General features: G+C 69.5%; 19 protein-coding genes and 1 pseudogene. 12 read left to right on the plus strand and 8 right to left on the minus strand.

Going from position 1 to position 17,334, the window contains the following annotated elements:
• Positions 1-24 precede the first annotated feature (24 nt).
• The 3 genes from ACF1A5_RS01020 to ACF1A5_RS01030 form a co-directional block, all read right to left on the minus strand.
• On the minus strand, positions 25-2,160 hold the full coding sequence (locus ACF1A5_RS01020) for a hypothetical protein (RefSeq protein ID WP_392190709.1): 2,136 nt from the start codon (positions 2,158-2,160) through the stop codon (positions 25-27).
• On the minus strand, positions 2,157-3,107 hold the full coding sequence (locus ACF1A5_RS01025; protein ID WP_392190710.1) for a hypothetical protein: 951 nt from the start codon (positions 3,105-3,107) through the stop codon (positions 2,157-2,159). Before ACF1A5_RS01025 ends, ACF1A5_RS01020 begins: the two co-directional genes overlap by 4 nt.
• Before the next feature lie 163 nt (positions 3,108-3,270).
• The gene (locus ACF1A5_RS01030) at positions 3,271-3,981 is read right to left on the minus strand and encodes a Crp/Fnr family transcriptional regulator (protein ID WP_392190711.1); all 711 of its coding nucleotides are present in this window, start codon (positions 3,979-3,981) and stop codon (positions 3,271-3,273) included.
• Positions 3,982-4,394: 413 nt separating this feature from the next.
• Between ACF1A5_RS01030 and rpsL the strand changes: the two genes are divergently transcribed.
• From rpsL to tuf, 4 genes are all read left to right on the plus strand, one after another.
• Positions 4,395-4,766, plus strand: coding sequence for a 30S ribosomal protein S12 (gene rpsL / locus ACF1A5_RS01035; RefSeq protein ID WP_003948652.1), 372 nt, complete (start codon positions 4,395-4,397; stop codon positions 4,764-4,766).
• Positions 4,767-4,768: 2 nt separating this feature from the next.
• Positions 4,769-5,239 carry a 30S ribosomal protein S7 gene (gene rpsG, locus ACF1A5_RS01040; protein WP_003998848.1) on the plus strand — a complete coding sequence of 157 codons (471 nt, stop codon included), beginning with the start codon at positions 4,769-4,771 and terminating at the stop codon, positions 5,237-5,239.
• Between the two features lie 39 nt (positions 5,240-5,278).
• Positions 5,279-7,405, plus strand: coding sequence for an elongation factor G (gene fusA, locus ACF1A5_RS01045; RefSeq protein WP_356189328.1), 2,127 nt, complete (start codon positions 5,279-5,281; stop codon positions 7,403-7,405).
• A 165-nt stretch (positions 7,406-7,570) separates the two neighbouring features.
• A complete protein-coding gene (tuf, locus tag ACF1A5_RS01050; RefSeq protein ID WP_356189326.1) occupies positions 7,571-8,764 on the plus strand; it encodes an elongation factor Tu in 1,194 nt (397 codons plus the stop codon).
• A 203-nt stretch (positions 8,765-8,967) separates the two neighbouring features.
• Here tuf and ACF1A5_RS01055 read toward each other — a convergent pair whose 3' ends face one another.
• From ACF1A5_RS01055 to ACF1A5_RS01065, 3 genes are all read right to left on the minus strand, one after another.
• Positions 8,968-9,330, minus strand: a complete 363-nt coding sequence (locus tag ACF1A5_RS01055; protein ID WP_392190712.1) for a hypothetical protein — start codon at positions 9,328-9,330, stop codon at positions 8,968-8,970.
• Positions 9,327-10,259 carry a helix-turn-helix domain-containing protein gene (locus ACF1A5_RS01060; RefSeq protein WP_392190713.1) on the minus strand — a complete coding sequence of 311 codons (933 nt, stop codon included), beginning with the start codon at positions 10,257-10,259 and terminating at the stop codon, positions 9,327-9,329. Before ACF1A5_RS01060 ends, ACF1A5_RS01055 begins: the two co-directional genes overlap by 4 nt.
• 205 nt (positions 10,260-10,464) lie before the next feature.
• Positions 10,465-10,953: an ATP-binding protein gene (locus ACF1A5_RS01065; protein ID WP_392190714.1), complete on the minus strand. Its 489-nt coding sequence runs from the start codon at positions 10,951-10,953 to the stop codon at positions 10,465-10,467.
• A 155-nt stretch (positions 10,954-11,108) separates the two neighbouring features.
• Between ACF1A5_RS01065 and ACF1A5_RS01070 the strand changes: the two genes are divergently transcribed.
• Positions 11,109-11,987, plus strand: coding sequence for a helix-turn-helix domain-containing protein (locus tag ACF1A5_RS01070; protein WP_392190715.1), 879 nt, complete (start codon positions 11,109-11,111; stop codon positions 11,985-11,987).
• A complete protein-coding gene (locus ACF1A5_RS01075; protein ID WP_392190716.1) occupies positions 11,984-12,193 on the plus strand; it encodes a DUF397 domain-containing protein in 210 nt (69 codons plus the stop codon). The genes ACF1A5_RS01070 and ACF1A5_RS01075 overlap by 4 nt, the downstream gene beginning before the upstream one ends.
• Before the next feature lie 17 nt (positions 12,194-12,210).
• On the opposite strand, the gene ACF1A5_RS01080 is transcribed toward ACF1A5_RS01075, so the two are convergent.
• Positions 12,211-12,549: a hypothetical protein gene (locus ACF1A5_RS01080; RefSeq protein ID WP_392190717.1), complete on the minus strand. Its 339-nt coding sequence runs from the start codon at positions 12,547-12,549 to the stop codon at positions 12,211-12,213.
• Positions 12,550-12,645: 96 nt separating this feature from the next.
• Here ACF1A5_RS01080 and ACF1A5_RS01085 point away from each other — a divergent pair.
• A pseudogene (locus ACF1A5_RS01085) lies at positions 12,646-13,065 on the plus strand (hypothetical protein); the annotation flags it as partial.
• Here ACF1A5_RS01085 and ACF1A5_RS01090 read toward each other — a convergent pair.
• Positions 12,999-13,235: an RHS repeat domain-containing protein gene (locus ACF1A5_RS01090; RefSeq protein WP_392190718.1), complete on the minus strand. Its 237-nt coding sequence runs from the start codon at positions 13,233-13,235 to the stop codon at positions 12,999-13,001. The pseudogene ACF1A5_RS01085 and the gene ACF1A5_RS01090 sit on opposite strands and share 67 nt — an antisense overlap.
• On the opposite strand from ACF1A5_RS01090, the gene ACF1A5_RS01095 reads away from it, so the two are divergent.
• The 5 genes from ACF1A5_RS01095 to rpsJ all read left to right on the plus strand — a co-directional run bounded on the left by ACF1A5_RS01095 (position 13,180) and on the right by rpsJ (position 17,332).
• On the plus strand, positions 13,180-14,715 hold the full coding sequence (locus ACF1A5_RS01095; protein ID WP_392190719.1) for an RHS repeat-associated core domain-containing protein: 1,536 nt from the start codon (positions 13,180-13,182) through the stop codon (positions 14,713-14,715). The genes ACF1A5_RS01090 and ACF1A5_RS01095 overlap by 56 nt on opposite strands.
• A 22-nt stretch (positions 14,716-14,737) precedes the next feature.
• Positions 14,738-15,205 (plus strand): hypothetical protein, encoded by a 468-nt coding sequence (locus ACF1A5_RS01100; protein ID WP_392190720.1) that lies wholly within the window; start codon positions 14,738-14,740, stop codon positions 15,203-15,205.
• Between the two features lie 22 nt (positions 15,206-15,227).
• The gene (locus ACF1A5_RS01105) at positions 15,228-15,695 is read left to right on the plus strand and encodes a hypothetical protein (protein ID WP_392190721.1); all 468 of its coding nucleotides are present in this window, start codon (positions 15,228-15,230) and stop codon (positions 15,693-15,695) included.
• Between the two features lie 234 nt (positions 15,696-15,929).
• Complete coding sequence (locus ACF1A5_RS01110; RefSeq protein ID WP_392190722.1) at positions 15,930-16,373, plus strand: SUKH-3 domain-containing protein; 444 nt, start codon at positions 15,930-15,932, stop codon at positions 16,371-16,373.
• A gap of 650 nt (positions 16,374-17,023) precedes the next feature.
• The gene (gene rpsJ, locus ACF1A5_RS01115) at positions 17,024-17,332 is read left to right on the plus strand and encodes a 30S ribosomal protein S10 (RefSeq protein WP_003948644.1); all 309 of its coding nucleotides are present in this window, start codon (positions 17,024-17,026) and stop codon (positions 17,330-17,332) included.
• Positions 17,333-17,334: the final 2 nt, after the last annotated feature.

Consider the following 17,334-nt stretch of genomic DNA (forward strand, 5'->3'; position numbering starts at 1 on the left):
GCGAATTGCGGGAACAGGGGTCTTTCATCGGGTGGAAGCCGGGTGGCGCAGCAGTGCGAGCAGCCGGTCGGCCACCGGTGGGCGCGGACCGCCGTCCTCCGCGCGCAGCGTGCGCAGCTCGTGCTCGAGGCGCTTGCGGTCGTCCGCCGTGACGACCAGCGCGGGCAGCAGCAGCTCCAGCGCCTGGGCGGCGTCCGCGCGGCGCCCGGCGACATGCACCCAGGTGTGCAGGGCGTCGAGGGCCGCGCGGGTGCGGGCGCGGTCGTTCAGCGCGGTGCGCCAGAGGGTGGCCAGGTCGCGGGCCGAGTCCGTCTCGTACATGCCGGTCTCGGCGTACCAGCCGATGAGCGCGCCGTCCTCGGCGTTGTCGCAGGCGCGGACGAACGCGGCGAGGGCGACCTCGCGGACCGCCGGGGTGTCGAGATAGAGCAGCCGTACGAACTCGGACAGCACCTCGCCCCGTCGGCGCCCCTCGGAGAGCAGCAGGGCCGCGGACTCGGTGAGGTTGTCGCGCTCCGGCTTGTTGCTGGCGTCGGCGCGGGCCCGGGCGGCGAGCGCGCCGAGGGCGGTGCCGGCCAGGTCGGGGCGGAGCGGGGCGAGCAGGCCGAAGGCGCGGATGGCGGTCCAGCGGCGGCCCCAGTGGGGGTCCGAGCACCACTGGGTGAGCAGCCGGAGCACGACGGGCGCCCCGAGGAGCTGGGCCAGGGTCAGGGTGTTGGCGGCGGTGACACGCGGGCCGAAGGCGCGCGCGGTGGCCCAGCCGTCGACGAGCAGCGCGATCGCGGAGGGCAGGTCGGCGGCGGCGAGCAGGGCGGTGGCCGCGGCCGCGCGGGTGCGGACCAAGGGACGGCCGTCGCGGGCCAGTTGCCTGAGCCAGGCCACCAGCGCGGGCCTGGCGGAGGGGTGGTGGATCCACACCTCGGTGAGCAGCACGCGCGGGGTGCGTTCCTCGCGGAAGGCGGCCGTGAACTGGGGCACCGGCCCCCACTCGGTCTCCTCGCCGCGCAGTTCTCCCTCGGCCCGCGCGAGGGCGAGCCGGTTCTCGGCCGTCGGCCCGAACACCGGGATCTCCGGCGGCTGTTCGGGATTCTGCAACTGCTGAAGATGCACGAAGAGCTGGTCCGCGAGCTCGGCGGCGAGGACGTACGGGGCCTGATCGAAGACGGCCAGCGCGATGAGGAAGGCCTTGTCGCGCAGGCCGGTGTCCGGGTCGGCGAGCCAGTCGCGGCACTGCTTCTCGACCGCGGCCTGCCCGAAGTCCGCGAGCCGGGCCAGAGCCTGCTCACTCCCGTCGTACCCGGCCAGCGCCTCGGCGAAGGCGGCTGCCTCGGCGGGCCGGCGGTCGGCGGCGGCGAGGAACGCGGCCACCGGGTCGAGGGCGAGCAGGTCGTCGGCGTCCGGTCTGCCGGATAAGAGGTGCGCCCGTACGACCTCCGGCGCGCCCGGCGGAACCCACGGGCAGGGCGTGACGCCCGGCAGGTGGGGGGAGTTCTCGACGGTGACGACGAGGTAGCCGTCCACCTTCTCCAACTGGTCGCGCGCCGCGTACAGGTGCGTGTCGCGCAGCGGACGGTTGCGGCTGACCGGCAGGTCGCGCAGGACGTGCCCGCCGGGCCTGGTGAGCTGGGTGCTGAGCGCCGCGGGGGTGGTCTCGGCGTGCAGGGCGTGCACGGCGGGCACGTCCAGGCGGTGCAGCAGCATCAGCGCGGCGGCGTAGCGGCCGGTGGCGTGCGCGCCGCACAGGACCAGGACCCGTTCCTCGCGCAGCCGCCGCAGGGCGCCGGCGAAGGCGGGGCCGTCGGCGAAGACGGCGGCCAGCGCGTCCAGCCGGGCCCGCGGGATCTCGCCGGAGGCGTCCGGAGCCGTGGCCGCGGGACCGTGGTGGTGGATCTCGGTCCGGCCGCCCAGGTAGACGTCGCCGTCGACCCGCCCGCCGGAGACGCCGTGCTGGGCGCCGCCGACCAGACTGCCGCCGAAGGCCGCGGTCTCCCCGAGGATGAAGCCCGGGGTGTGCGCGAACAGCTCGCGCTGCGCGGCCCGCGCCTCCTGTGTGCGCTCCTCGGGCTCCGCGCCCTCCTCCGCGGGCGGCATCCCCGGCCCGGGAACACCGGAGCCCGCGGCGGCGCCGTCGGACGGCTCCACCGCCTCGGACACGGTCACGGGCTCTCCCCCGTCGTGCCGCCGAGGTGCACGTCACCGGTGACCTGGCCGCCGGACACCCCGTGCTGGTCCCCGCCGACGAGACTGCCGCCGAAGCGCGGCGACCCGCTCCCGAAGTTGAACACCACGCCACCGGAGACGGACTGAGCGGGGGCCGCGTCCGCCACGGCGGGTGCTGCGGCCGCGGCGGGCTCGGCGGCCTCTGCGGTCACGGCGGGCCCGGCAGCCTCGGCCGCCCCGGCCTGTCCGTCCTGCGGGCGAGGGGCCGCCGCGGACGGCACCCCCCGCTGCCCCGGTGCCGGGCCGTCCCCCGAGGAACCCGGCACCGGGGCCTCCCCCTTCCCCTCCCCCGTCCCACCGTGGTCGTCGCCGTCGCGCGGTACCGGGCCGTGCAGCCAGGCGCGCATCGGGCCGTTCTTGCCGGTCAGGGTCACCGGGTGGAAGGCGGCGGCCCGCACGCCGGCGTGGTCGTGGCGCACGATCCCCAGGTGCACGCCCTCCGACACGCACAACGCGAAGCCGTCCGCCCGCTCCCGCAGCGCCGCCCGCAGCAACGGGGCGTCGAGCAGCCGGCAGGCGTGGTTCAGGTCGGAACCGACCCAGCCGCCGTGCGCGTCGACGGCGACGTACCCGGTGGCCACCACGCCCCGCAGCCGGATCTGCGCCGTGCTCGACGCCAGCCGGTTGTACCCGTGCAGCTGGGCCGGCACCTCGGTGAGCAGCGCCCGCAGCAGCGCCGGGACCGAGGCGTTGGCGTCGATCAGCTCCATCACGGAGTCGCCCCGGTCGGCCCGTGACCGCAGGGTCTCGTCGATGCCCGCCTGTTCCAGGGCGCGGTCGGCGATGTCGTAGAGCACACGGCGCAGATACGCCTGCTCGACGTCGTCCCGGTCGCTGTACTTCTCGATGTCGAGCAGGAGGATGGTCCGGCTCACGGGGTCGGTCATGGTCGCCTTTCGGTGGCTCGCGTTCGTGGCGGCTCCCGCCGCCCGGTCAGAAGAGTGGCGCCCGGGGCGCCCGTGACGTGAGGGCGGATGACCCAGTCGAACTGTGACCGTGTGCACAGAAGGCAGCAGGCCCCTCGGCGCCCGCGCACCCGCCCCGGTCGCCTCAGCGGTCCGGCTCCGCGCGGGCGATCCGGCGCAGCACGTCCGGCCGTACGATCACCAGCGCCCGCCGCCCGGTGATCACCGCGCCGCGTTCCCGCAGCTCCTTCAGCAGCCGCTGCACCATCTCCCGGGAGGCCCCCACCGACCCGGCGAGCTCCTGCTTGCTGAGCGGCACGGAGAGCTCGACGCCCCCGGCGGTGCGCCGGCCGTGGGTGCGAGCCAGGTCCAGCAGCAGCGTCGCGAACCGCTCCCGGACGCTCATCGAGGCGAATTCCAGCCGGCGCCGGTCGGCGGCGCGGGTGCGGTCGGAGGCCAGGCCGAGCAGGGCGAAGGAGGCGGCGGGGGAGTGGGCGAGGAACTCGGTGAAGCGCTCGCGCGGGACGGCGACCGTCCGCACGTCCTCCAGCGCGGTCACGGTCGCCGAGCGGGTGCGCCCGGTCAGCGCGGCCGACTCGCCGACGACGTCGCCGGGGCCGCGCAGCGCCAGCAGCGCCTCGTACCCGTTGGCGGCCGACGCGGTCACCTTGGTCCAGCCGCGCACGATGAACAGCACGTGCGAGGACGGCTCGCTCTGGTGGATCAGCACCACCCGGGGCGCGAAGGACAGCTCGTGGCCGAGCCCGAGCAGCGCGGCCCGGTCCGCCTGCTCCAGCCGGGCCAGGAACGGCACCCGGTCGTCCAGGCCCTCGTCCCCCGGTATGCCCCCCGGCACGTCCCCCGGTGTGTCGGGTAAGCGACCAGCACTCATCGAACCCTCGTCCCCCCATCGGCACAGCGACCGCTCAACGTACTGAAGGGAGAACCCGGACGAGACGAGAACGAGCGGGATTCACGCGTACGCGGCACACTGAGCGGGAAAGAAGGCGGACAAGTCCGGCGTGTCGGGGTGGGCTCCATTTGTTTTGACCGAAGTCCGTGAGGTAGGTACGCTCAGACCTTGTGCCTGGGGTGTGCCCTGGCCCCCGTGCGTGCCTTCGACCGCACGGGGAGCCGCAATCGGCCACCGCAATCCGCGCCTCTTCCTGCCGTGCGGCGGGAGTTCGCGAGATTCGACACACCCGACCGCGTGGGTCGGTGACGTTCCAGGTTAGCTGTACCCATCGGCACACAGAAACCGGAGAAGTAGTGCCTACGATCCAGCAGCTGGTCCGCAAGGGCCGGCAGGACAAGGTCGAGAAGAACAAGACGCCCGCACTCGAGGGTTCCCCTCAGCGTCGTGGCGTCTGCACGCGTGTGTTCACGACCACCCCGAAGAAGCCGAACTCGGCCCTCCGCAAGGTCGCGCGTGTGCGTCTGACCAGCGGCATCGAGGTCACCGCTTACATTCCGGGTGAGGGACACAACCTGCAGGAGCACTCCATCGTGCTCGTGCGCGGCGGCCGTGTGAAGGACCTGCCGGGTGTTCGCTACAAGATCATCCGCGGCTCGCTCGACACCCAGGGTGTCAAGAACCGCAAGCAGGCTCGCAGCCGTTACGGCGCCAAGAAGGAGAAGTAAGAATGCCTCGTAAGGGCCCCGCCCCGAAGCGCCCGGTCATCATCGACCCGGTCTACGGTTCTCCTCTGGTGACCTCCCTGATCAACAAGGTGCTGCTGAACGGCAAGCGCTCCACCGCCGAGCGCATCGTCTACGGCGCCATGGAGGGCCTGCGCGAGAAGACCGGCAACGACCCGGTCATCACGCTGAAGCGCGCTCTCGAGAACATCAAGCCGACCCTCGAGGTCAAGTCCCGCCGTGTCGGTGGCGCCACCTACCAGGTCCCGGTCGAGGTCAAGCCCGGCCGTGCCAACACCCTGGCGCTGCGCTGGCTCGTGGGCTACTCCCGCGCCCGTCGCGAGAAGACCATGACCGAGCGTCTGCTCAACGAGCTCCTCGACGCGTCCAACGGCCTCGGTGCCGCTGTGAAGAAGCGCGAGGACACCCACAAGATGGCCGAGTCCAACAAGGCCTTCGCGCACTACCGCTGGTAGTCGCTACCCACATCGAGACCGAGAGAAGACTGAAGCCTTATGGCTACCACTTCACTTGACCTGGCCAGGGTCCGCAACATCGGGATCATGGCCCACATCGACGCGGGCAAGACGACCACCACCGAGCGGATCCTGTTCTACACCGGCGTTTCGTACAAGATCGGTGAGGTCCACGACGGCGCCGCCACCATGGACTGGATGGAGCAGGAGCAGGAGCGTGGCATCACGATCACCTCTGCTGCCACCACCTGCCACTGGCCGCTCGAGGACAACGACTACACGATCAACATCATCGACACGCCGGGTCACGTCGACTTCACCGTCGAGGTGGAGCGTTCCCTGCGTGTGCTCGACGGTGCCGTGACCGTGTTCGACGGTGTCGCCGGTGTCGAGCCCCAGTCCGAGACGGTGTGGCGTCAGGCCGACCGCTACGGTGTGCCGCGCATCTGCTTCGTCAACAAGCTGGACCGTACCGGCGCCGAGTTCCACCGCTGCGTGGACATGATCTCGGACCGTCTGGGTGCCCAGCCGCTCGTCATGCAGCTGCCGATCGGTGCCGAGGCCGACTTCAAGGGCGTCGTGGACCTGGTCCGCATGAAGGCGCTCGTGTGGTCCGCCGAGGCGGCGAAGGGCGAGATGTACGACGTCGTCGACATCCCGGCCACGCACACCGAGGCCGCCGAGGAGTGGCGCGGCAAGCTGGTCGAGGCCGTCGCGGAGAACGACGAGGAGATGATGGAGCTGTTCCTGGAGGGCCAGGAGCCCACCGAGGAGCAGCTGTACGCGGCGATCCGCCGCATCACCATCGCCTCCGGCAAGTCCAGCGACACCACGGTCACCCCGGTGTTCTGCGGCACCGCGTTCAAGAACAAGGGCGTTCAGCCCCTGCTCGACGCGGTCGTGCGCTACCTCCCGACCCCCCTCGACGTCGAGGCCATCGAGGGCCACGACGTGAAGGACCCGGAGGTCGTGGTCCGACGCAAGCCGTCGGACGACGAGCCGCTGTCCGCCCTCGCGTTCAAGATCATGAGCGACCCGCACCTGGGCAAGCTCACCTTCGTCCGGGTCTACTCGGGCCGCCTGGAGTCCGGCACCGCGGTGCTGAACTCCGTCAAGGGCAAGAAGGAGCGCATCGGCAAGATCTACCGCATGCACGCCAACAAGCGTGAGGAGATCGAGTCGGTGGGCGCCGGCGACATCGTCGCCGTCATGGGCCTGAAGCAGACCACCACCGGTGAGACGCTCTCGGACGACAAGAACCCGGTGATCCTGGAGTCCATGGACTTCCCGGCGCCGGTCATCCAGGTCGCCATCGAGCCCAAGTCCAAGGGTGACCAGGAGAAGCTGGGTGTCGCCATCCAGCGTCTCGCGGAGGAGGACCCCTCCTTCCAGGTCCACTCGGACGAGGAGACCGGCCAGACCATCATCGGTGGTATGGGCGAGCTGCACCTCGAGGTGCTGGTCGACCGTATGCGCCGTGAGTTCAAGGTCGAGGCCAACGTCGGCAAGCCGCAGGTCGCGTACCGCGAGACGATCCGCAAGGCCGTCGAGCGCGTGGACTACACCCACAAGAAGCAGACCGGTGGTACCGGTCAGTTCGCCAAGGTGCAGATCGCGATCGAGCCCATCGAGGGCGGCGACGCCTCGTACGAGTTCGTGAACAAGGTGACCGGTGGCCGCATCCCGAAGGAGTACATCCCTTCGGTCGACGCCGGTGCGCAGGAGGCCATGCAGTTCGGCATCCTCGCCGGCTACGAGATGACGGGCGTCCGCGTCACGCTCATCGACGGTGGCTACCACGAGGTCGACTCCTCCGAGCTCGCGTTCAAGATCGCCGGTTCGCAGGCCTTCAAGGAGGCCGCGCGCAAGGCCAGCCCCGTGCTGCTCGAGCCGATGATGGCCGTCGAGGTCACCACGCCCGAGGACTACATGGGCGAGGTCATCGGTGACATCAACTCCCGCCGTGGCCAGATCCAGGCCATGGAGGAGCGGGCGGGTGCCCGCGTCGTGAAGGGCCTCGTGCCCCTCTCGGAGATGTTCGGCTACGTCGGCGACCTGCGCAGCAAGACGTCCGGCCGTGCGAGCTACTCCATGCAGTTCGACTCCTACGCCGAGGTTCCGCGGAACGTCGCCGAGGAGATCATCGCGAAGGCCAAGGGCGAGTAACTCAACCGAGTTCCAGCCTTTAGGCTTGACTCCGGAGCCTCGCGGGGCATTCCACCCCTTCCGCGACGAAGCGGGTGGTGTGCCCCGGAGATCCGGGCCATCCAGCAAAGATCACCTGGCGCCGATGAAGTAAGGCGTACAGAACCACTCCACAGGAGGACCCCAGTGGCGAAGGCGAAGTTCGAGCGGACTAAGCCGCACGTCAACATCGGCACCATCGGTCACATCGACCACGGTAAGACGACCCTCACGGCCGCCATTACCAAGGTGCTGCACGACGCGTACCCGGAGCTGAACGAGGCCACCCCGTTCGACAACATCGACAAGGCGCCCGAGGAGCGCCAGCGCGGTATCACCATCTCCATCGCGCACGTCGAGTACCAGACCGAGGCGCGTCACTACGCCCACGTCGACTGCCCGGGTCACGCGGACTACATCAAGAACATGATCACCGGTGCCGCGCAGATGGACGGCGCGATCCTCGTGGTCGCCGCCACCGACGGCCCGATGCCGCAGACCAAGGAGCACGTGCTCCTGGCCCGCCAGGTCGGCGTTCCGTACATCGTGGTGGCCCTGAACAAGGCCGACATGGTGGACGACGAGGAGATCCTGGAGCTCGTCGAGCTCGAGGTCCGTGAGCTCCTCTCCGAGTACGAGTTCCCGGGCGACGACGTTCCGGTCGTCAAGGTCTCCGCGCTGAAGGCGCTCGAGGGCGACCCGAAGTGGACCCAGTCGGTCCTGGACCTCATGAACGCCGTCGACACCGCGATCCCGGAGCCGGAGCGCGACGTCGACAAGCCGTTCCTGATGCCGATCGAGGACGTCTTCACCATCACCGGTCGCGGTACGGTCGTCACCGGCCGTATCGAGCGTGGTGTCCTCAAGGTCAACGAGACCGTCGACATCATCGGCATCAAGACCGAGAAGACCACCACCACGGTCACCGGTATCGAGATGTTCCGCAAGCTGCTCGACGAGGGCCAGGCCGGTGAGAACGTCGGTCTGCTGCTCCGCGGCATCAAGCGCGAGGACGTCGAGCGCGGCCAGGTCATCATCAAGCCGGGCTCGGTCACCCCGCACACCGAGTTCGAGGCGCAGGCCTACATCCTCTCCAAGGACGAGGGTGGCCGCCACACGCCGTTCTTCAACAACTACCGTCCGCAGTTCTACTTCCGTACCACGGACGTGACGGGCGTTGTGACCCTCCCCGAGGGCACCGAGATGGTGATGCCGGGTGACAACACCGAGATGAAGGTGGAGCTCATCCAGCCCATCGCCATGGAGGAGGGCCTGAAGTTCGCCATCCGCGAGGGTGGCCGTACGGTGGGCGCCGGCCAGGTCACCAAGATCACCAAGTGAGCCTCGCTCTCTTGAAGGTCTGACCCTCCGGGGTCGCCTGACCTGAAGAGGCCCGTACGACTCCGGTCGTACGGGCCTCTTCGCTGTTCCCGGGGGCCACTGGACGCCGGGTCACCGCCCCGACCGCCCCCATCCTCCACAACCTCGAAGGCGAGGCAGGCGCCGGCGTTCTCGTGTAATTACCGCAGGGCGCGGGCCTGGTCTTAGACGCCGATGGACCCCGCGCATACTGCCTTCATCGCCTCGTCCAGGACGGCGCTCAGCTCCTGTAGGGCTTCCCTGGCGAGGACAGGGTCCTCATGTTCCAGATTGCGCTTGGCGCGAGCGTGGCGGGTGGCGAGGTCGGGGCGGCGGGCGATCTCGATGTCCCTGGCCCAGGCCAGGACCCAGCTCCTCACCGGGCTGAGTGACTGCCACTCCACGGCCTTGGCGAACGCCTCGTCCTTCGTCCGCTGTATCTCCGGCAGCCGGCCGGGATGGACGACGGCGAGGGCCGCCCGCAGGGCGTCCGGAGTCTGTTCGGGGCGGGGAACCAGTTCGTGTCCGTGGTCGGCCTGCGTGCTCATGGAGTCCTACGGCAGTCGCGGCAGCGTCCGGGTTCGGGGGCGCGGAAGCCGCGGTCGCAGTCGTCGCAGTTCTGCATGGAGCCTCGTACGGCTGGGGGTTCGGCCGGGGCGCGGAACGGGGGTGCGGGCGGCAGCCGGGTCGTGAGGCGGTGGGCCAGGAAGGCCGCCGGACGGCGTACGCCCTCGGGTGGCAGGTCGGTGGTCAGGGCGTGGCGTACGGCGGTCGCGGGCACCTCGCGTTGCAGCCAGGCGGCGACGCCGGGGGCGAGGTGGGCGGTGTCGCAGACGCTGAGCAGGAGGCGCGGGTCTTCGCGGTGCAGGGTGGCGAGGAGGTCCGTGGCCGTCTGGAGGAGGGTGGGGGAGGGGTACGCCGGCTGGGGGACCGGGGGGAGGGGGTGCTTCTTGCGGGGGGCGCGGGGCTTCCTGCTCTGGGGCGGGTGTTCCTCGTGCGTCTGGTCGCCCGTGGCGGCGGTGGGCGCGGGCTCGTGGTGGCGTGCGAGCTCGCGAGTCTTCGGTTGGGTCTTCGGCTGGTTGCAGGAGATCGTGCGGGTGACGATCCGGCCGCCGGGCGTATGTTCGCGGACGCGGCGCAGGTAGCCGTGGGTCTCCAGTTCGCGCAGTCCGGCGGCGATGCGGGTGCGGCCCTCCGGGAAGCGCTCGGCGAGGGTCTTGATGTCGACGGGGGCGTTGCTCGGCAGCGACTGGATGTGCACGGCCAGTGCGATGGCGACGAGCGACAGCTCGGGGTGCTGGGCGAGATGGTTGCCGATCACCGTGAAGCGGGTGGTGTGGCGGGTGTTGTCGTGCGTGACGCCGTAGGCGTGGGGGCGGGGGCGAGTACGCGTGCGTGGATTCGCCCGGGAGGGGGGTTCGCTCGCGGCAACGGCTGACTGGGCGTGCGGGGGCACGCTAGGGTCGTGGGTACCCATCGGGAAGTTGTGACCTTCCTCGGTGGCCAGGCCCTCGATCGGGATCGCTAGTCCCGGCCGGGGGCCGACGCATGTGTGCGGTTGTTTGCGCTGAGAGTAGGGGAGTTGGGGGCCCCGAAATCCAGCCGAGCCGGTGATGTTCACCCGCCCGAGTGAGCGTGCGCCGCGGGCGGGAGGGGTGGGGCTTGGCGGGGTTCTTTCTCCCTCACGTTCCTTGGGAAAAGGGGTCGGCGGCACCGGGGGCCTCGGGCGCGGGTTCCGGTGCTGAGCAGCGCAGTTCGGCCCATACGGTCTTGCGCGGGAACCGGTCCTCGCTCACGCCCCAGCGGTCCGCGAGCGCGTCCACGAGGATCAGGCCGCGGCCCGACTCGGCGTCCTCTGCCGGGCGTTGAGGCGCGGGGCGGCGGTCACCCCGCGTGTCCGTGACCTCGATACGGAGCGTGCCGCCGATCACGTAGAGCGTCAGCCGGAAGTCCCGCCCGGGTACGCGGCCGTGCGTGACGGCGTTGGCCGCCAGCTCGGCCACGAGGTGCTTCGCGGTCTCCGTGGGCAGCCCCCAGCGGCGCAGTTGCGCCTCCGCTACCAGCCGGGCCAGACGGGCTCCACGCCTCGTGGACGACAGCAGCACGGTGAAGTTGGGGCACTGGGTGGCTGGTTGGGCCGGGGTCTCGATTGCGGCGATTTCCTGGTTCACGTCACTCAGCGTGGCCGACGGCGCTTACCGTGAGGAGTGACTGGGTGGTTGCGTACCGTGACTGTCGGCGCGTTGTCCGGTGCTGTCCGGGCTGTCGGCACCGTTGCCACGGGTAGGGCGTCGCGGTACGGCGCGGGACTACGGAGGGGCGCGGAATGTCGGTGGACGGCGAGGCGGTACGGCTCAGGGGCGAGGCTGACGAGCCGGGGTGGGAGGTGGATCCGGACGACGAGTGGGGCGTCGCCGTGATCACCACGGTGGGGCGGCAGTTGAAGCTGCGGAGGGAGGCAGCGGGGCTGCGGGCCGCCGAGTTCGGGGCGGCCGTGGGGTACGGCGAGGACCTGGTCTACAAGGTCGAGGGCGGGAAGCGGATTCCCCGGCAGGAGTACCTGGACAGGGCCGACGAAGTATTGGGGGCGGGCGGCCTGATCGCGGCGGCCTGGGAGGACGTGAAGAAGGTCCGGTACCCGAAGACAGTTCGGGACATCGCGAAACTGGAGGCGCAAGCGGTCGAGATCGGGGTGTACGTGTGCAACAGCATCAGTGGGTTGTTGCAGACGCCGGACCATGCTCGGGCGCTCTTCCGAGCCGCGCAGCCGCCGTACTCGCCGGATGACGTGGAGCGCATGGTGGCAGCTCGCATGGCCCGGCGGTCGATCTACGAACGGGCCCCGGCTCCCTCCGTCAGCTTCGTGCTGGAAGAGGCGACGCTGAGGCGGGAGATTGGAGGCACAATGGTATGGAGACAGCAGCTCGAACGTCTGCTGGAGGTGGGGCGATTGCACCACGTCACACTTCAGGTGATGCCTACGAGGACCGACGCCCACCCCGGGATGGACGGCAGGATCGAGGTGCTGAAGTTCCCGGACGGCACGGCGGTGGGACGTTCCGATGGCGCGTTCAGTGGTCGGCCGACCTCCGACCCGAAGCAACTGCGCATCCTTGAGCTGCGGTATGGAACCGTCCGGGCGCAGGCCCTCACGCCCCGGGAGTCGCTGGCGTTCGTCGAGCAACTACTGCTGGGAGAAACATGATCCGCAAGGCCTCCTCCGGTGACGCCTTCGAACTGGCGTGGTTCAAGAGCACCTATAGCGATGGCACCGATGGTGAGTCCTGCGTCGAGATCGCCACCAGCCCCGGTGTCGTCCACGTCCGTGACTCCAAGCACACCGACGGCCCCCACCTCAGCTTCCCGCCGAGCACCTGGACCGCCTTCGTCCCGTACGCCTCCGCGGACTGAGGCCCGCCCGCCCCACCTCAGTCCTTCTTCTGCGCCTCGCTCCGCTTGTCCTCCATCTTCACCGCGTCGCCGGCCTTCTTGGCCAGGTCCACGTCCAGTTTCTTGAACTCGCGGACGACGGCGTCGGACATGTCGGCCAGCGCGTCGAGCTGCTGGGTGATGTCCTCGCGGCCGTCCTCCCAGTTGGACTCGAAGTCGTCGAGGGCGTCGTTGACCTTGCCGTCACCGATGTCGTCCCGGTAGGACTCGAAGAGCTTCTTGGTGTGGCTGAGGCGGGTCTTGATCGAGCGCAACTGGCGGCCGTAGTCCTCCAGCTCCGCCAGCGGCAGCGCGAGGTCGCTCTTGCCCTTGCCCACGTGACCGTCCCCCGTTCTCTTGTCTCGTAGTCTGGCCGCACGGTACATCAGCACGGTGTCTGAACGACCGATCGACGAAACGGGGACACGACGGCCATGGCCCGCTACATGGAGGCGCTCACCATCGAGCGCGGGGGGTTCCGGATCAAGGTGCCCGAGTCGTGGTGGGAGTTCGACGTGCGGCCGGAGTCGCGGGACGACTCGATCCGGCGCATGGTGAACGAACGGATCGAGGCTCACCCCGAGCTGGCCCAGTACCGCGACACCTACACGACCTTTCTGCAGAAGGCCGCGGCCGACGCCTGGAATTCCGGTGCGATGTACTGCGGCTGTATGGCGGAGAGCTTCGGCGGCGACACCCCGATCACCGGCTCGGTGACCGTCTCCCTCGTCGGCGGCCGCACGCGAGAGGGCGCGCCTTTGCCCAACGACCCCGCGTCCATCGCTTCTCAGCTCGCCGCCAAGGAGCCGAAGAAGGAGGGGGACTCCTGGCGCAAGGTGACGACCGTCGACATTCGGCCGTCGACCGTCTCGGCGAGGATCCTGCCCACCGCGTCGTAACCGAAGGTGACCGTGCTGTCCGGATTCGCCGCCTCGACCAGCCGGCCGACCGCGTCATAGCGCAGGAAGGTGACGGCGCCGTCCCCCGTGCGTGCCTCCACCGCGCGCGGTGAGCTCACCTTCACCTACGACGCGGCTGGCCGGGAAACCGCCCGGGGCCTGGCGGGCGCCGCCACACTCACGCAGTCCTGGGACGCCGGTCACCGCCTTGTGGAGCAGGTCATCCACTCGGGGACCGGCGCGGCCGGCCCCGGCGGTGACACGGTGCTCCAGGCCCGCTCCTACGCCTACCGGGGCGACGGACACCTCACCTCGGTAGGCGACAGGCTGGGCGGCACCCGCAGGTTCGACCTGGACCGGGCGGGCCGCGTCACCCGGGTGTCGGCCGAGAGCTGGACCGAGACCTATGCGTACGACGAACTCGGCAACCTCACGACCGCGACCTATCCCGGCACCGCCGGACAGGACGCGCAAGGCGCGGTCGGGCGCTCCGGTACGAGGATCACGTCGGCGGGGCGCACCACGTATGAGTACGACGGTCAGGGCCGTGTGGTCCGCATGATCCGGCGCACGCTGTCCGGGTTGCGGCGGATCTGGACGTACACCTGGAACGCCGACGACCGCCTCACCGAGGCCTCGACTCCCGACAGGGGTGTGTGGCGGTACCGCTACGACGTGTTCGGTCGGCGCACCGCCAAGTGGCGTGTGGCGGGCGACGGTTCGGCCGTCGACAAGACGCTCTTCACCTGGGACAACACCCAGCTCGCTGAGCAGGTGTCGGTCCGGGACGGCGTGGCGGACACCGACACCTGGGACTGGGAGCCGGGCACGCACCGCGCAGTCAGCCAACTGCGCACGAAGGGAGACGAAGCCGGAGCGGGCACGCTCGACAGGCAGTTCTACGCGATCGTCACCGACCTGGTGGGCACCCCTAGCGAACTGGTCACCCAGGACGGCACGATCGCCTGGAGGGCCACCGCCAGCCTGTGGGGAAGCCCTCTGGCTGGAGACGACGGCGGCCTGTGCCCCCTGGCTTTCCCGGGCCAGTACCGGGACCCCGAGACCGGCCTGCACTACAACCTGGCTCGGTACTACGACCCGGACACCGCGCACTACCTCTCCCCCGACCCACTGGGGCTGGTCCCCGCCCCGAACCACCACGCCTATGTGGACAACCCCTTCCGCTGGAGCGACCCGCTCGGCCTGGAGGGCAAGAGCACCGAGCCTGTTCGTATCTACGACGACTCGGAGTACGACAAGCACGGCTCGCGCAGCGGCGGATCGGCCAAGGGCGAGATCGGTCGCGCGCCGACAAACGGCCAGGCTGCGCTGGACCGGTCCATCCCCCTGGGAGACCCGAAAAACCCGGCCAATTTCCGACGAGTCGGCGTGGATCATGTCAACAACGAGATCGTGGTCCTGGACCGGACGAGAGAGGTCCTGGACAAGGAGGGCAATGTGCTCCACGAGCTCTACCACGGCCACGTTCAGAGTTCGTACCCGTCGGATAGCGTCAAGGAGAACGATCTGACGAGGATGGTGCGGGAGGGAATGATCAACAACAAGAAGAAGCAGAAGGTGCTTCCGCCCAAGTGCGATGGGTGACGGGCTGAAGGGAAGAGCGGTCATGACGTCGGCGTGGGACTGGGAGAGCGGCGAGGGTCTGCTGGGGCTCGATGATGTCGAGGAGTGGGATGCCGCGTTCGAGCGCGGTGAGCGGCATATCGGCACGGCGGCGATCGGGCTGGCGTTCAACTGTTCGCTGACGGAGGCGTCGCCGCGCATCGTCAGGGCGATGCAGTTGCCAGACCCTGCTCAGCGAGGATTCGCCTTCACGGCGGCGGGCGCCGCCGCTCGGCTCAACAACGCGCTCACACCGGAGTTGTACGAGGCACTGCGCGCGGAGGGACGCCGCGGCTTCGCCGAGACCGCCATCGACGACACGCTGACCTTCGTGCCGTTCCGGGATCTGCCACCGCGGTTCAAGTGGTGGAAGGTGCGGTCGACCGGGAGCAACAAGCTGCTGCACTGGTTGCTCTGGCCCCAGGACAAGTTCTGGGAACTACGGGAAGCCTTGCGCAGGCGCCGCTCCTGAGTGTGACGGAGGTAGGCCAGGCATGGCATCCGGGTGGGACTGGGAGAGCGGCGAGGGTCTGCTGGGGCTCGATGATCCCGCGGAGTGGGATGCCGCGTTCGAGCGCGGCGAGCGGCGCGTCGGTCAGACGTTGATCGGTCTGGCGTTCCACTGTTCGCTGGAGGAGGCGTCCCCCCGGATTGTGCGGGCGATGCAGTTGTCGGACGACCTCCAACGAGCGAACGCCTTCATCGCCACGGGACACGCGGCGCGGCTCAATGGGCGCTTGACCCCGGAGTTGTTCGCGGCCCTGAGGGCCGAGGGGCTCGGGGGCGTCGCCGAGCATCCCATCAGGGACACACTGACCTTCGTGCCGTTCCGGGATCTGCCGCCTTGGTTCAAGCGCCTGTGGGTGTATGTGACGGTACGTGACAAGCTGGACTACTGGTGGCTGCGCTCCACGGAGGTCATCTCCGGTGCCTGGCACGCCCTGCGGGGGCGCCGCTCCTGAGTGCGGCGGATGCCGGCGGAGATGCCCCGCTTTTTTCGGGCTTCGACCTCGGACACATCGATGTCCGAACTCCTATGTCGTGGAGAATTCCCTGCGACGACCGTGCCACGGCTGCGCGTCGCATACGAGGACGGCGCCGCCTGGAGATACCCCTTCCGAGCGGCAGATCTAGCGGCTCGACGCCGGACTCCACCGTGTCGTTGATCAACTCGGAATCAGGGCGGTGACGTAGTCATGAGTGGGGAGACCGCGCAGCGGTGGTCGGCGGAGACAGATCGTGTCCTGCGGGAGGCGGGCTGGTTCCCTGGCCGTGCAGTGGCCACCCAGCGGTGGGAGACCGTGCTCCAGGAGCACGGCGGCTTCGAGGTTCACGAGGCAGCCCGACGCTTTCTCGTCGAGTTCGGCGGGCTGGAGAGCAACGAGAGGGGGCCCGGGAAAACGATGGCCCGTATGGGCTTCAGGCTCGACCCGACCGTCGCCGAGTGGGACGACGAGATCTTCGATGTCCTCAGCGAGGAGGCCGGTGCGGATCTCTACCCGATCGGGGAGGCCGATCGACGCAATAGCTACCTGGGAATCGCGCCGAACGGTGCGGTCTACATCAGCATGGACAGCGTCACTCTCCTGGCGGCGACTGCCGACGAGGCGTTGGAGAAGCTGGCCGAGGGAATCCGCTGAAAGATCATTCGGAGAGCGAGTGTGTCCGCCCGTCATGACGCCCGCAGCCGGTTACGACTGGGAGAGCGGCGAAGGGCTGCTGGGGATCGACGACCCTGCCGCCGTGGATGCCGCCCTCGAGCGAGGCGAGCGGCGTGCTGGAGGGCTGGTTGCTGGGGTCCGAGGGCGCCGTCGGGGACGCCTGACAGGCGCTGCGCGGAAGCCGGCCCTGGGCGTCACCTCCGCCTCGGGTTTGACCTGCGTCACCCCGGGGGTACTCTCTCCGCCCCGATTGGCCAGCCCCCCGCCCCATATGGCAGACTGTCCGAGTTGCTCGGTCGAGTGTTGATGCTGCGCGCCTCCCGCCGGGGGGACCGGAAGCGAGTCCCACAGTACTCGTCGCCCTAACTGTCTGATGGCAGCGCTGGGGCGGACGTACGGGAATCTTCCGGGAAGTGTCAGCGCGGCACCGGCCAGGCACCCGGTGGGCCTTCGCCCCCGGCTCGCGGTTCCGGCAGGGCCGTGTGCAATCCCGCGGGGATGTTCTGACAAGGGACATCCATGTCAGCGAGAGTGCGACACGCCCGACCGCGTGGGTCGGAGGAATGTAGGCAGCAGCAAGGAAACCACCGGGTTCCAGAGCGTTAGAGAGACAGGACTACTGAGTAGCCATGGCGGGACAGAAGATCCGCATCCGGCTCAAGGCCTACGACCACGAGGTCATCGACTCCTCGGCGAAGAAGATCGTCGAGACGGTGACCCGCACTGGTGCGTCGGTCGCGGGCCCGGTGCCGCTGCCCACTGAGAAGAACGTGTACTGCGTCATCAAGTCGCCGCACAAGTACAAGGACTCGCGCGAGCACTTCGAGATGCGCACGCACAAGCGCCTGATCGACATCCTCGACCCGACCCCCAAGACCGTTGACTCTCTGATGCGACTCGACCTCCCGGCCGGTGTCGACATCGAGATCAAGCTCTGAGG

It is taken from the genome of Streptomyces sp. NPDC014864, assembly GCF_043081525.1.
GTDB lineage: Bacteria > Actinomycetota > Actinomycetes > Streptomycetales > Streptomycetaceae > Streptomyces.

Bases quoted from the DNA above. Each gene is read 5' to 3' on its own strand.
- fusA (WP_356189328.1), top strand. From the start codon at position 5,279: ATGGCTACCACTTCACTTGACCTGGCCAGGGTCCGCAACATCGGGATC.
- ACF1A5_RS01070 (WP_392190715.1), top strand. From the start codon at position 11,109: ATGTCGGTGGACGGCGAGGCGGTACGGCTCAGGGGCGAGGCTGACGAG.
- ACF1A5_RS01100 (WP_392190720.1), top strand. From the start codon at position 14,738: ATGACGTCGGCGTGGGACTGGGAGAGCGGCGAGGGTCTGCTGGGGCTC.
- ACF1A5_RS01105 (WP_392190721.1), top strand. From the start codon at position 15,228: ATGGCATCCGGGTGGGACTGGGAGAGCGGCGAGGGTCTGCTGGGGCTC.
- ACF1A5_RS01055 (WP_392190712.1), bottom strand. From the start codon at position 9,330: ATGAGCACGCAGGCCGACCACGGACACGAACTGGTTCCCCGCCCCGAA.
- rpsG (WP_003998848.1), top strand. From the start codon at position 4,769: ATGCCTCGTAAGGGCCCCGCCCCGAAGCGCCCGGTCATCATCGACCCG.
- ACF1A5_RS01075 (WP_392190716.1), top strand. From the start codon at position 11,984: ATGATCCGCAAGGCCTCCTCCGGTGACGCCTTCGAACTGGCGTGGTTC.
- ACF1A5_RS01110 (WP_392190722.1), top strand. From the start codon at position 15,930: ATGAGTGGGGAGACCGCGCAGCGGTGGTCGGCGGAGACAGATCGTGTC.
- rpsJ (WP_003948644.1), top strand. From the start codon at position 17,024: ATGGCGGGACAGAAGATCCGCATCCGGCTCAAGGCCTACGACCACGAG.
- ACF1A5_RS01060 (WP_392190713.1), bottom strand. From the start codon at position 10,259: ATGGGTACCCACGACCCTAGCGTGCCCCCGCACGCCCAGTCAGCCGTT.
- ACF1A5_RS01025 (WP_392190710.1), bottom strand. From the start codon at position 3,107: ATGACCGACCCCGTGAGCCGGACCATCCTCCTGCTCGACATCGAGAAG.